At 41.7% G+C, this 13484-nt stretch carries 18 protein-coding genes; all 18 read left to right on the plus strand.

What is annotated here, in order from left to right:
* Nucleotides 1–372: HK97 gp10 family phage protein (locus P0108_RS06750; RefSeq protein WP_473730896.1), on the plus strand; the 372-nt coding region annotated here is incomplete at its 5' end.
* Nucleotides 365–703 carry a hypothetical protein gene (locus P0108_RS06755; protein ID WP_473730897.1) on the plus strand — a complete coding sequence of 113 codons (339 nt, stop codon included), beginning with the start codon at nucleotides 365–367 and terminating at the stop codon, nucleotides 701–703. The genes P0108_RS06750 and P0108_RS06755, both read left to right, overlap by 8 nt.
* Complete coding sequence (locus P0108_RS06760; RefSeq protein ID WP_020757772.1) at nucleotides 687–1268, plus strand: major tail protein; 582 nt, start codon at nucleotides 687–689, stop codon at nucleotides 1266–1268. Before P0108_RS06755 ends, P0108_RS06760 begins: the two co-directional genes overlap by 17 nt.
* A 14-nt stretch (nucleotides 1269–1282) precedes the next feature.
* Entirely contained in the window at nucleotides 1283–1648 is a 366-nt protein-coding gene (locus P0108_RS06765) for a hypothetical protein (protein WP_020757771.1), read from the plus strand.
* 243 nt (nucleotides 1649–1891) lie between these two features.
* Nucleotides 1892–4717 (plus strand): phage tail tape measure protein, encoded by a 2826-nt coding sequence (locus P0108_RS06770; protein ID WP_473730898.1) that lies wholly within the window; start codon nucleotides 1892–1894, stop codon nucleotides 4715–4717.
* An 11-nt stretch (nucleotides 4718–4728) separates the two neighbouring features.
* Nucleotides 4729–5391, plus strand: a complete 663-nt coding sequence (locus P0108_RS06775; RefSeq protein ID WP_473730899.1) for a hypothetical protein — start codon at nucleotides 4729–4731, stop codon at nucleotides 5389–5391.
* Between the two features lies 1 nt (nucleotide 5392).
* A complete protein-coding gene (locus P0108_RS06780; protein ID WP_473730900.1) occupies nucleotides 5393–8224 on the plus strand; it encodes a phage tail protein in 2832 nt (943 codons plus the stop codon).
* A gap of 10 nt (nucleotides 8225–8234) precedes the next feature.
* The gene (locus P0108_RS06785) at nucleotides 8235–8447 is read left to right on the plus strand and encodes a hypothetical protein (protein ID WP_285085375.1); all 213 of its coding nucleotides are present in this window, start codon (nucleotides 8235–8237) and stop codon (nucleotides 8445–8447) included.
* Nucleotides 8428–8709, plus strand: a complete 282-nt coding sequence (locus P0108_RS06790; protein ID WP_020757765.1) for a hypothetical protein — start codon at nucleotides 8428–8430, stop codon at nucleotides 8707–8709. The genes P0108_RS06785 and P0108_RS06790 overlap by 20 nt, the downstream gene beginning before the upstream one ends.
* A gap of 13 nt (nucleotides 8710–8722) precedes the next feature.
* Nucleotides 8723–9019 carry a hypothetical protein gene (locus P0108_RS06795; RefSeq protein ID WP_473730901.1) on the plus strand — a complete coding sequence of 99 codons (297 nt, stop codon included), beginning with the start codon at nucleotides 8723–8725 and terminating at the stop codon, nucleotides 9017–9019.
* Nucleotides 9019–9231, plus strand: coding sequence for a hypothetical protein (locus P0108_RS06800; protein ID WP_020757763.1), 213 nt, complete (start codon nucleotides 9019–9021; stop codon nucleotides 9229–9231). The genes P0108_RS06795 and P0108_RS06800 overlap by 1 nt, the downstream gene beginning before the upstream one ends.
* Before the next feature lie 14 nt (nucleotides 9232–9245).
* Nucleotides 9246–9839 (plus strand): hypothetical protein, encoded by a 594-nt coding sequence (locus tag P0108_RS06805; protein WP_473730902.1) that lies wholly within the window; start codon nucleotides 9246–9248, stop codon nucleotides 9837–9839.
* A 9-nt stretch (nucleotides 9840–9848) separates the two neighbouring features.
* Nucleotides 9849–10412: a hypothetical protein gene (locus P0108_RS06810; protein ID WP_285085371.1), complete on the plus strand. Its 564-nt coding sequence runs from the start codon at nucleotides 9849–9851 to the stop codon at nucleotides 10410–10412.
* Nucleotides 10409–10828, plus strand: a complete 420-nt coding sequence (locus tag P0108_RS06815) for a phage holin family protein (protein ID WP_103013457.1) — start codon at nucleotides 10409–10411, stop codon at nucleotides 10826–10828. The genes P0108_RS06810 and P0108_RS06815 overlap by 4 nt, the downstream gene beginning before the upstream one ends.
* Nucleotides 10821–11741, plus strand: a complete 921-nt coding sequence (locus tag P0108_RS06820) for a GH25 family lysozyme (RefSeq protein WP_473730903.1) — start codon at nucleotides 10821–10823, stop codon at nucleotides 11739–11741. The genes P0108_RS06815 and P0108_RS06820 overlap by 8 nt, the downstream gene beginning before the upstream one ends.
* A 162-nt stretch (nucleotides 11742–11903) precedes the next feature.
* A complete protein-coding gene (locus P0108_RS06825; protein WP_020757758.1) occupies nucleotides 11904–12089 on the plus strand; it encodes a hypothetical protein in 186 nt (61 codons plus the stop codon).
* Nucleotides 12090–12091: 2 nt separating this feature from the next.
* A complete protein-coding gene (locus tag P0108_RS06830) occupies nucleotides 12092–12382 on the plus strand; it encodes a hypothetical protein (protein ID WP_473730904.1) in 291 nt (96 codons plus the stop codon).
* A partial coding sequence (locus tag P0108_RS06835) for a DUF2800 domain-containing protein (RefSeq protein ID WP_473730905.1) occupies nucleotides 12375–13484 on the plus strand: 1110 nt, incomplete at its 3' end. The genes P0108_RS06830 and P0108_RS06835, both read left to right, overlap by 8 nt.

A 13484-nucleotide genomic window follows, 5' to 3' on the forward strand; every position in this document is an offset into this window, starting at 1 on the left:
ACAGGAGTAGATAATCTTTCAAACAGGATAATAAAAGAGCTTAAAACTTACGCGGATACTACGAGTGAGAAAGTAAAAGAAGCAGTTAAAAATGTGAGTAAAACCGTTAAAGAAGATATAGAAAACACTGCTCCGAAACACACGGGTAAGTATGCGAAAAGTTGGGCGGTTAAAACTGTTAAAGAATCAGAAAACGCTCTCACACTGGTAGTTCACTCAAAAAACAAGTATCAGCTTACACACTTGTTAGAGTACGGTCACGCTAAACGAGGCGGAGGACGTGTGGAAGCAAGAGCACACATTAAGCTTGCGGAAGAAAAAGCGGTTAAAAGTTTCGAAGAAAAAATAAGGGAGGCGATAGAACATGACTAAACTTTTAAACATTATGCAAGAGATAGGTTTTCCTTTTGCTTACCATCATTTTGCTGAAGGAGAATCACCTTCCCCACCGTTTCTTGTGTTTCTTACGCCTGTAAGCAGTAATTTCGCGGCAGACGGGAAAGCGTATTTTAAAGCAAACGAAGTTCATATTGAACTATACACAGATTATAAGAACCCCGTGCTGGAAGAACAAGTTGAAGCCGTGCTTGATAGACACGGCATTTTTTATAACAAAACAGAGACGTTCATAGAGTCGGAAAAGCTTTATGAAACACTCTACATTTTTGAAATGGAGGTAACAGAAAATGGGAAACAAGGTTAAATACAATCTTAAAAACGTGTACGCGGCAAAACTTAAAAAAGACGCAGGCGGAAGTTTTAACTATGATGCGCCTAAACCTATTCCGGGAGCTGTGAGCATAAGCCTTGATGCGGAAGGTGAATCCTCACCGTTTTACGCTGACGGGATTGTCTACTTCAGGTCGACTGCGAACAACGGTTACAGTGGCGACTTGGAAATGGCTCTTATACCTGAATGGTTTAGAACAGAAATATTAAAAGAAAAACTTGATAAAAACGGTGTGCTGGTAGAAAAAGCAACTACCGGTGAAGCAGAAAAGTTCGCACTCCTTTTTGAGTTTGACGGTGATGTTAAAGCAATCCGCCACGTGCTTTATAACTGCTCGGCTTCCAGACCTTCTATCGCTTCGGAAACCAAGGAAGACACGATAGAACCAGGTACTGAAACACTCTCGCTCACGGCTGATCCTAGAGAAGATGGGCTTGTGAAATCCCGTAGCGGAGATACGACATCTGATGAAACTTACGCTAACTGGTATAAGAGCGTGTACGTTCCTCAAAACACGACAGAGGTTAAACCTAAGTAAAAGGAGTGGTGAACATGATTGAAAAAACAGTAAAAATCGGTGGCAAAGACGTGAAGTTTCGCTCCTCTGCCACTATTCCAAGACTGTATCGCATCAAATTCAAGCGTGATATTTTTCAGGATCTTTCTAAACTCGAAAAATCGTATAAGAGTAAAAGCACCGGGTTTGAGATTGATGATCTGGAGATTTTTGAAAACGTAGCCTACATCATGGCCTACCATGCGGATAACACGATTCCTGAAACGATTGAAAAATGGCTCGATGAGTTTGAAATGTTTTCTATCTACGAGGTGCTGCCTGAAATTTTGGAGCTTTGGGGTGCTAATTTACAAACACAGGTTCAATCTAAAAAAAAGTTACGTCAACTACAAGAGAAATGACGACCGCGTTATTTCTTCTTAGATGCACAGAGATTGGGATAAGTATTTGTGAACTGGATCTTTTAACTATCGGCATGATTTTAGACATGTGGACGGAGAAAGCAAACGATAACGTGAAATACGACAAGCTCGCAAGCCAGGCAGAATTCGACAGGTTCTAGACGAGAACCAAGCATTCTTATGCAAGGCGTTAAAATATCTGATTTTTTTATTCCTAAATTAAGAGTAAAAGGAGGTGAAGTTATGGCAAACAGGATTAAAGGTATTACCGTTGAAATCGGTGGAGATACGACAGGCTTGGATAAGGCGTTAAAAGACGTGAATACGACTATCAGATCCACGCAAGCTCAGCTTCGTGACGTAAACAGGCTGTTAAAACTCGATCCGTCCAACGCTAAACTTTTAGCACAAAAACAGCAGTTGTTGCAGCAGGAAATAGCAAACACTTCCGAGAAACTTAACGCTTTAAAACAGGCGGATAAGCAGGCTAAAGTACAGCTTGAAAACGGGGATCTCGGTAAAGACAAGTATGATGCACTGCAGCGTGAGATTATTGAAACCGAGCAGAATCTTAAAAATTTAGAACAGCAGGCCAAGAAAGTCCCATCAGCGTTAGCAGTTTCTATGAAAGAAACCGGGGATAAAATTAAAAGTGTCGGTGAGAAAACAGCCCAAGTCGGCACAAGCTTATCCACGCATGTTACCGCACCAATTGTGGGGCTTGGAGCCGCATCGTTAGCCGCGTTTAACGAAGTTGATGCCGGTATGGACACAATTGTTACTAAAACAGGCGCAACAGGAAAAGCACTTGAGGGTATGCAAGATAGTATGAAAAATCTTGCTACCAGTATTCCTACTGATTTTCAAACCGCAGGTGCTGCTATCGGCGAGGTGAACACAAGATTCGGTTTAACAGGTAAAAGCCTTGAAGACCTGTCAGGCAGGTTTATTAAATTTGCTCAAATTAACAACATGGATGTTTCCACGGCTGTTGATAACACGCAGAAAGTTGTGGCTGCTTTTGGGCTTAAAGCACAGGATGCCGGGGCTTTACTTGATACGATGAACGCAGTCGGTCAGCGTACCGGTGTCAGCATGGATACGCTTGCTAAAACCATGGTTACTAACAGTGCCTCCTTACAGCAGCTCGGGTTTAATGCATCGGATGCTGCTAATTTCTTAGGTAATGTTGAAATGTCGGGTGCTGACACGTCACAGGTTATGACTGCTCTTACTAAAGCATTGGCTGCTGCTACTGCTAAAGGCACGCCTATGAAACAGGCTTTAGAAGATATTCAAAACAGTATGGTGAATGCGAAAAGCGACACTGAAGGTTTAAAAGTAGCTTATGAGCTGTTTGGTAAGCGTGCAGGCGCGGCTATTTATCAGGCGTGTAAAAACGGTTCGCTGTCTTTTGCTGAGCTTGGTACTTCCCTTAAAGATAATGCCGGTAGCGTGGAGAAAACGTTTAACGAAACGCTTGATCCGATAGATAAGTTTAAGACTTCAATGAATAGTCTGAAAATCGTGGGAGCAGATCTTGGCAGTTCTCTTGCAACGGTTTTACAGCCTATGCTTGAAAAGTTCGCTTCCTGTATGAAATCTTTAAGCGAAGCCTGGAACGGGCTGTCTCCGGGAATGAAGGATGCGATAGTAAAAATCACGCTTATTGCTGAAACAGTCGGTCCTGTGCTCATTGTGATCGGGAAAATTATTAGTGCTGTTGGAACAATAACTTCTGCTCTGGGAGGGTTAATCGGACTTCTTGGAGGCACAGCCACAGCCACTACTGCGGTAGGTGTGGCAGGAGGAGCAAGTGCGGCAGGAACAGCGGCGGCAGGGACAGCAGCAGGAACGGCGGCTGTAGGGTTTGGTGCGTTAAACGTTTCACTTCTTCCTATTATCGGTATTATTGCAGCGATTATTGCCGCGGTTGTGGCGATTATTGCGATTATTAAAAACTGGGGTGCTATAAGCGAATGGTTTAAAAACCTGTGGCAGGGTGTTTGCCAGAGCGTGAGCAGTATTTGGCAAAACATCTCGGAGTTTTTCCAAAACGTGTGGCAAGGCTTAGTTCAGGTTTTTACCGGCGTGTGGGATACGATTAAAAACGTGCTCACGGTAGCTCTCATGTTTATCGTAGAGCTTATCAAAGGCTATTTTTCGCTTATCACACTACCGTTTAGGTTTATCTGGGAAAACTGTAAAGACGTGATTATAGGCGCATGGGATGCGATTAAAACCACGGTAAGTAGCGTGCTTGAAGCCATAAACAGTGTAATAACAAGTGTTATGAACACGATTATGTCGTTTATAACAAGCGTGCTAAACACTATAAGCAGCGTGTTTACGAGCGTGTTCAATGCGATTTTAAGTGTTGTAACCTCTGTTTTTAACAGTATAAAATCGGTGGCTGAAACGATATGGAATGGAATTTGCAGTGTTATAACAAACGTGGTGAACACGGTTAAAAATACGGTTTCTACAGTGTTTAACGCGGTAGCAGGCGTTGTAGGCAACGTTTTTAACGGTATTAAAAACACGGCCGTATCAATTTGGAACGGTATTAAAAACGCTATCATCACTCCGATTGAAGCGGCGAAAAACAAGGTTAAAGCAGTAGTTGACGCTATAACAGGCTTTTTTGCAGGTATTAGACTTAGTCTTCCTCATATTAAACTGCCTCATTTTAGTATTAAAGGACACTTCTCACTCGCACCACCGTCTGTACCGTATCTTGCTATCGACTGGTATAAGAAGGCAATGGATAAGCCGATGCTGTTAAACGGGGCTACTATCTTCGGTGAGAAAAACGGGCATTTGCTTGGCGGTGGCGAAAAAGGCCCTGAGGTGATTATGGGGCTTGATACTTTGCAGAATATGAGTGCGGGAGCAAACACGCAAATGCTTAGTGTTATGAACCAGATTCTAGCGATTATGGACTCGTATTTCCCACAGTTTTCCAACCAGAGTATTGTGCTTGATTCAGGCGAGCTTGTGGGAGGTATTGCACACAAGATGGATAGTGAGCTTTTCAAGCTTCAAACAAGAAAAACAAGGGGGTGGTAAAAGTGTATGGCATGACAATAAACGGGTTGCATAGTTTTAAGGATTTAGGCTTAGTTCCAACACTTAAGCCACATGTTAATCTACCATCCCCAAGGTTTAGCTATCTGGAAGTACCCGGAAGATTGGGAAGTTTTGATCTTACAGAAAGTTTAGCAGGTGAAGTTTTATACGAGATGCGCGAAGGCAGTTTTGAGTTTATTGTCGCAGATAAAGTCGTGTGGCAGAAAGCTTACGAGAGGCTTAAACGTGATGTTCACGGGCTTAAAACAACCCTTGTATTGGACAGTGAATCTTCCTTTTACTATCAGGGTCGAGTGTGGGTAAGTGATTTTAAATCTGATAAAAACTATGAAACGATTACGCTTAACTACAGGCTAAACCCTTATAAACACAGTGTTTTAGACATGGAAACAACTGGCGTGTACACGTTAAAAAACGTGCAGGTTAAAGACAAAAAAGAAATCAGGCTTACCCGTGATTTTGATATGACGCTTATACCTGAATTTACTAATAAAACACTAAACACGCTAAGCGTTGATTTTAAAGGAAAAACCTACAGTCTAAAACAAGGCGTATCTCGTTTCCCTGAACTTAGGACACGCGGAGATGATATGACGCTTACGTTTCAAGGCACAGGCACGCTTGATATTTCCTACCTAAGGGGGTGGTTATAAATTGTACAGAATAACTCTTGATGAAACAGCCTTGTATTATCCGGGCGACACTAAGAATGTTCTTCTTGACGCGACGCTTAACGTGGAGCTTAACACTGCAGGCACGCTGGTGTTTACGTGTCCGAAAGAAAATCCCTGCTATGAGAAGTTTTTGAACAGAAAATCAGTGGTGAGCGTGTATCGCGGTGAGAAAGAAATTTTTACCGGAGAGGTAAGAGAACAGGAGAAAGACTTAAACCAAAACAAGAAAGTAGTATGCGCAGGTCTTTTAACGTATCTGGCAGACAGTATTCAGCCGCAGAAAGAATATCATGATCACACACCTTACCAACTGTTGGAAAAATTCCTAAACATTCATAACGAGCAGGTGGATGATAGGAAGAAGATTCATATCGGAAAAGTCAGCGTGACAGATCCCAATAATTCCCTGTACAGGTTCACCAATTTTGAAACCACGCTTGAAGCAATTATGGGAAAAATGGTAGATAAGCTGGGCGGATACTTAAAGCTAAGACGAGAAAAAGACGGGCTGTACCTTGATTATCTTCGCTTGGAAGAAATGGGTAAAATGGCGAAGCAACCGGTTGAGTTCGGTTTGAACCTGCTTGATTATACTGAAAACTTATCGGCAGAAGATGTTACTACAGCACTTATCCCTTTAGGTAAAGAACTGGAAAGTGAAAACAGCAAAAACGAGGTTCTTAAAAAATACACTGATATTACAAGCGTTAATAACGGGAAAAATTATCTTGTTTCCACTCAGGCAAAGAGCGCGTTTGGCTGGGTTTGTAAAGTCGTTAGATGGGATGATGTGAGTGTTCCTGAAAACCTGTTACGTAAAGCCTCTCTTTGGCTTAAAGATAATCAGTTCGAACAGACAGAGCTTAACTTAAGCGCGGTTGACTTATCCGAGTTTGACCTTGATTTTGAAACTATTGAGTGTGGAGACAGATTAAGGTGCATAGCATCGCCTTTTGGCATGGACCGTGTATTTCCCGTGATGAGACAGTCTATTCCATTGCAAAAACCCGGTGAGATGAAAATCGTCCTGGGCAGTCAAACCAGACGAAGCTACGTGCAAAGCTCGCATGACTCTGTGCAAAGCCTGCGTGAAGAAAATCTTGCAACAAGAAAAATAGACAATGAGCGCGTGCAAAGTGAAATCAACAATATTAAAGCACAGATGAACATCACATCAGGCGGCTACAAGGTAACAGAATATGATGATTCAGGCAGGTGGCTAAGAGACCTTTATATGGATACGCCTGATAAGAATACTGCTACAAAAGTATTACAGGTTAATATGAACGGGATTGGCGGAAGCCATAACGGTTTTGCAGGACCTTATAATACGGCGATTACTTTAGACGGGCGTGTTTACGGAGATAGAATTATCGGGCATTCGATTGATGCTGAGAAACTTTCAGTTTCTTACACTTCGCAGGTGGAAAAGCAGATTAGTAACGCAAAACAGGAAGCTATTTCTGATAGTGATGAGAAACTTAAAAGCTACTATACGATAAACGAGGTTAACACCAAGTTTTCTGTAACTGATCGAAAGATTGAGTCAAGTGTTGAAACAGTTAATCAAAAACTGGAGCAGAAAAACGGTAACTATTACGGCACGTATACTCCCTACTCTTCTAATGCTCCGGCTAACTCATGGACAAGCAGAAGTGAGAAGTTAAATCACGTGGGAGATTTTTTCTTCGACACTCAAACAGGCTACGCCTACAGGTATCGTGTTAAAAGAGACTGCTTAGAGATTAAGTTTAACAGTAATTGCCGTACGGAAAGTGCAAACTATGATTGGGTGGAAGTTTTCTATGAGTCTGAGGGTAAGATTCATGTTTTACCGAAACTCGGCGGTGCGGACATAGCAGATAAAAGAATCTTTGTGCCAAACAATACGTTCTGGCTTTATTTTAGAAGCGATGGCTCAAGCCATGATTATTACGGTTTTAAGATTGATGCGATAAGAAAAAGTGGTTCAAGGAAAGAAGTTCAAGATAGTCTAGCAGTTTTACCTAACGATGCCGGAAACATAATAGAACTGTCAGGCAGCAACTATCCTGAGTCAGAGCATGATCCATATCAGGATAACACGAGAAAACTCTGGCGGTATACGTCAAATGAGAGTCTTGACAGCTACCTGGAGTTTGACTGGGTTAGAGTTAGCGATAAAGACATTCAGGCGGCCAAAGAAACAGCTGACAGAGCTATATCTAAAGTTTCTATTGTTGAAGACTCGATTACCTCCATGGTGAAAAAGGGTGAGTTCGGTTCGTTTATGCGGCAAAACTACAACAGTTTTCTGATTGGATTTAACGAGTCAAGCAACTATGTTCAAATCACTGCAGGACAAATAGGTCTTTACAACGGGTCGATTGATTCTGATAGTAAGCGTGCCGTATTTGATCAAAACGGTAACCATTTTTATCGTGATGGCTACTATGTGGGAAAAATCGGAACGAATCAGTGGAATAAAGACAACTCTCATAAAGGGCTCGTGTTTGACCTCTCTCCTGAAGGAAAGTATATGGCTTTCGCACAAAAAGAATCATCCTATTCTAATTCGTATAATACGATGCTTTGTTTTTCACGCTCAGGCAGTATATATGACGAGTACGGCTTGCATTTAGGCTGCAACTTTTATGCCCACGGTTTCAAGGTTATAAACCCGCAGTGGGAAGGAGGCTTTGGAACTACGGCAACCATTCATTATGTGCAGGTGCTTGATGTGGATGAGTACGGCAAAGTAAGAAGATGGGGTGAAAACGGGCGCATGGTATTTAAAAACGGTATCCTCATGGACTTGACTTTCTACAGCTAAGGAGATGAATATGGCAGAACTTATTATTCACACAAACGAAGTTGTGATAAACGAAGGTACTAAAAACAGTGACATAAAAGTCGCTAAAACTGTTGATGAGAGTATGGAAATAGAACAGTTTATCAGCAACAGCAAGTACGCAAAGATGATAGAAGACATCAATCACAAACTGGATATTCTAATCGAAGAAAAGGAGGTGGAAGATGGAAAAGCCGACCATTAACTATGCGATAGCTACACAAAAGTTTAGAGCGAAGTTAAGCGATGAGATAGTGTCTTTGCAAAAAAGTATCCCTATCCCGACCTACATGGTTGAAGGGATAATCGCATCAATTTTAGCTGACATCCGCTCAGCGGTGATAGCTGAAAACACGATGGAACATGTTGCTTTTAGTGAGGAAAACACAAAGTATTACGAAGAACAGTTAGAAAAACTAAACGAGGAAATCCTAAAACTTAAAGCAGAAAAAGAAGAAAAACCATAAGGAGGAAAGCCTTATGTATAGAGGAACAACACCTACAAACGTGTTCAGGACAGATGTGGATTTAGAAAACGCATCTGTCCTTTTTGTTAGCTATAAGCAAAACGGAAAAGTTGTTTTAGAAAAAAGCTTAGAGGATGTGAATGTTAAAAAGACGCTTGTAACAGTCAATCTCACGCAGAAAGAAACACTTTTGTTTCAAGACGGTATTGTCACGATTCAAATCAGAGCCAAGTTTCCCGACAACACGGCTATCGCTTCAAATCTGATACGAACAACAGCTGAAGAAATAGTAAAGGACGGTGAGATTTAATGGCAGAACTACAGGCAAGTTTTAAACACAATACAGATATGAGTGCATCTTTTGAAAGCATCATAAAAGTAACAGGCGAAGAAACAACAGATTACAACAGGCTTACTAACCTGCCGAAAATTAACCAAGTAAAGCTTATAGGCAATAAAACGCTTTTAGAGCTGGGACTTTGCTCTATCAGCAATATCGAACTCGAAGAACTACTTAAATAAGGAAGGAAATTATTATGCAAACCAAATTTTTAGACAACAACGGACTTTTATATGTTTGGAAGAAAATCAAGGAAAGCTTTGTGAAAAAAGAAGAGCTGACAAAAGCCTTGGAAACCGTGCCGAAGAAAGTCACGGATTTAAGCGATGCGGCAAACTATGCACAAGTATCTTCAGTACCAACCAAGGTTGAAAACCTGACAGATGCGTCAGAATACGCGAAGAAAACCGACATCGTGACAAACGTAGAAAACCTTCAAGGCATTGACGCGTATGCGAAAACAAACACATTACCGACAAAAGTAGAACAGCTGGAAGACGCAGCGAATTATGTGAAAAAGACAGACCTTACTGAAGAGGTAAAGCATCTTGTCGGCAACATTCAATCAATTGATTTTAAGGTGGTTGATAGCCTGCCTCAGACAGGTGATAAGGCAACAATCTATCTTATAAGCGATAACAAGGGCGAAAACGATGCGTATGATGAGTACATTTATGTAAACGACAGGTTTGAAAAAATCGGTACAACATCAGTTGATTTAAGCGACTATGTGAAAAAAGAAGATGTTAAAAGTATCAGCAATGAAGAAATCGATGCACTGTTTGTGTAGGTGAAGCTTATGGCAGATAAGTTTTTAGGCAAAGAAGGTTTACTTAGGCTGATAGAAAAACTGAAAGGAAAATTTGCCACACTGGACAGTCCTGCTTTTACGGGAAAACCGACTGTTCAAACACCAAACTATATACCGGACACCAGAGGAAAAGAAATCGTTAATCGTGAATACGTGGATTTCGTAACAAAGCTGTTGATACATCAGGAAATGCCTAAGCTCCCTAAGCAGTTCAAATGGGTTATTAGACCTGATTCTTGGCAAAGAATACAGGATGGTTACGTGTATGGCTTTTTTAACGAAAAATATTACAAGCCACATAAAGAACGCTACTCCAACAATGCGCAGGAACAGAAAACAGCAGCTTATATAAAAATCGACTATGAAAGCCTACCGTATACGAGGTTTTATGGTGTGGGAGATATTAACGGGATTCTCAAATTAACGATAGCAATTGGCAGTGATTGGCGGATTTACTGTTATGGGGATAAACCTTCAAACGAAATACCGGTAATTATTACATTTATGCAGGTAGAAGATGTAACTGATCTTATTAAGGAGGCGGTAGAATGAAAGAATTTTGGAATACACTACAGTTGGCTTTCACAGTAGTAGGCGGCTGGCTGGGATACTTTTTAGGTGGGTGCGATGGTTTAATCCTCGCACTTCTTTTATTTGTGGTAACTGATTACATCACAGGCGTGATGTGTGCGGCAGTTGATAAAAAGCTCTCAAGCAGCGTGGGTTTTAAGGGCATCTTTAGAAAGGTGCTCATTTTTATGCTTGTTGGCATAGCAAACATTATAGATTTTCAGGTTATTAAGCAAGGAAGCGTGATTAGAACCGCGGTAATTTTCTTCTACCTATCTAACGAAGGACTTTCACTTATCGAAAACGCGGCTCACCTGGGGCTTCCCGTGCCTGAGAAATTAAAAAACGTTTTAGAACAATTACACGACAAAGACAGAAAGGACAATACTCATGAGTAAAAAAGGAATAGACGTATCAGTATGGCAGGGTGACATTGATTTCAACGCGGTGAAAGCATCCGGCGTTGAGTTTGTGATCATTCGAGCAGGATACGGTATCGGACACAAAGACAAGTGGTTTGAGGAAAACTATCGTAAAGCAAAAACAGCCGGTCTTGATGTTGGAGCTTACTGGTATTCGTACGCAAACTCCGGTTCTGAAGCGACTGAGGAAGCTCAAAGCTGCGTGAACATACTTTCAGGTAAGAGTTTTGAGTATCCTGTTTACTTTGATTTGGAAGAAAAAAGCCAGCTTAACCGTGGACGGGATTTCTGTGATTCTTTGATTACAAGTTTTTGTAACAATCTGGAAGCTTGCGGATATTATGCAGGTTTTTACACTTCGCTTTCAGTAGCTAATAACCTTGTGTCCGCTCACGTTAGAGACCGTTACGCTTTGTGGATCGCACAGTGGAACACGCACTGTAGCTATCAAGGCTCATATGGTCTTTGGCAATACTCGTCAAGCGGCAGTGTTAACGGTATAGCCGGCAGAGTTGACATGGATTATGCTTACGTGGATTATCCAAGCGTGATAAAAAACGCTGGCCTAAACGGGTATCAAAACGGTGGCTCTCACACTGCTCCTCAAACATCAAGCATTGATGAAGTGGCAAGAGAAGTTATTAACGGCGATTGGGGTAACGGAAATGAGCGTAAAAACCGTTTAACTTCTGCCGGATACGATTATACGAGCGTGCAAAATAAAGTTAATGAACTTCTTGGTGTTAAAGCCTATAGAAAGTCAGTTGATGAGCTTGCCCGTGAAGTAATCCGAGGCACTTGGGGTAACGGCAACACACGAAAACAGCGTCTAACTCAAGCAGGATACGATTATAATGCAGTACAAAAACGAGTAAACGAACTCTTGTAAAACAGTTTGAAACATGTAAAGCCCGAGGCTTGTTCCTACATTGGAGCAATCCTCGGGCTTTTTTTATTTTTGAAAACTTTTTTAGAAAAACCGTCAGATTATCACCTTTCCCAAGGCTACCCCATAGAAGGGCACAAAGTCCTTTTAGAAAGGAGGCGGCACATGAAACAAAAACTTGTCGTAAGTGTTTCAAAAAAGCCTAAAGAAGATGGGCTTGCAAGTTGTAAACCTATCGGGCTGAGAGAAAAAATCATCCGATTCTTCCTCGGAAAGAAAGAAGACATCATGGTCTTTATTCCAAGTAACAGAATCGATGAAGTTGTGGTTCAAAACAAGAAAGGTGAATAAGAATGAACGAAAACACGGTAAAAAAGATAATTGGCGATCTTGAATCACTGATTGGTCACCTAAAAGAGATCACGGGTGAAACAACACATAAGACGTCACCAAAACAAGTACCTGAAACTAAAAAGGTAAGTCTTGAACAGGTGCGAGCAGTTTTAGCAAAACTTAGCCAGCTGGGAAAGACAGCTGAGGTTAAAAAACTCATCGTTAAGCACGGTGCGCAAAAGCTCTCGGATATTCCTGAAAGCGAGTATGCGAGCCTATTGCATGAAGCGGAGGGAATTAAAGGTGACTAAGCATGCTTTACTTTCCCCATCTTCTGCTCACAGGTGGATTAAGTGTACTCCTAGCGCTGTTTTAGAAGAAAAGTTTGAAAACACTACTTCTATGGCAGCCGAGGAAGGAACGGCGGCACACGCGTGGTGTGAGTACAAGCTGAATAAGCTTCTTAACCGTCCGTGCGAAAAACCGTCAACAGAGTATGACTCAAACGAGATGCAGGAATGCTCGGATGCTTACGTGGATTTCGTAATAGAAAAATACGAGCAGGCAAAACTTAACTGCCAAGATCCTATACTTCTCATCGAGCAAAAAGTTGATTTTTCAGCTTACGTGCCGGACGGGTTTGGAACAGCGGACTGCATTATTGTAGGCGAAAAAACGCTGCAGGTTATCGACTTTAAGTACGGTCAAGGCGTACTGGTGGACGCTTACGAGAATCCTCAGATGAAATGCTACGCACTCGGGGCTTTAACGCTTTTTGACAGCTTGTACGAGATACAAAACGTTGAGATGAGTATTTTTCAGCCAAGACGTGACAACGTATCCACTTTCACGCTACCTGTCACGGATCTTATCTCTTGGGCTGAAAAAGTGCTTAAACCTAAAGCAGAGCTTGCTAACAAAGGCAAAGGCGAATTTGAAGCCGGAGACTGGTGCAGGTTTTGCAGAGCAAAAGCCACGTGCCGTAAACGTGCGGAAGAAAACCTTAAACTCGCAGAACTTGAGTTCAAACCGCCATCTGTTTTAACAGATAGTGAGATTGAAGAAGTACTCACGCTTATCCCACAGTTAACAAAGTGGGCTGATGATGTTTTAGCTTACGCCACATATTCCGCTATTAACCACGGCAAAGAGTGGAGCGGTTTCAAACTCGTGGAAGGCAGATCAGTTCGCAAGTTTAAGGACGAGTCAGCTGTTATTGAGAAAGCGAAAGCTCATGGCTTTACCGACATTTTCAAAACTAGTCTTATCGGTTTAACGGAAATGCAAAAGCTGATGGGCAAGAAAAAATTTGAGGATATTCTGGGCGACCTCATTATCAAACCGTCCGGAAAACTTACGCTCGTACCGGAGTCGGATAAGCGGGCAAAAGTTAATGTTTCAAACGCAAATAAA

Source organism: Gardnerella sp. c10Ua_244 (genome assembly GCF_055818055.1).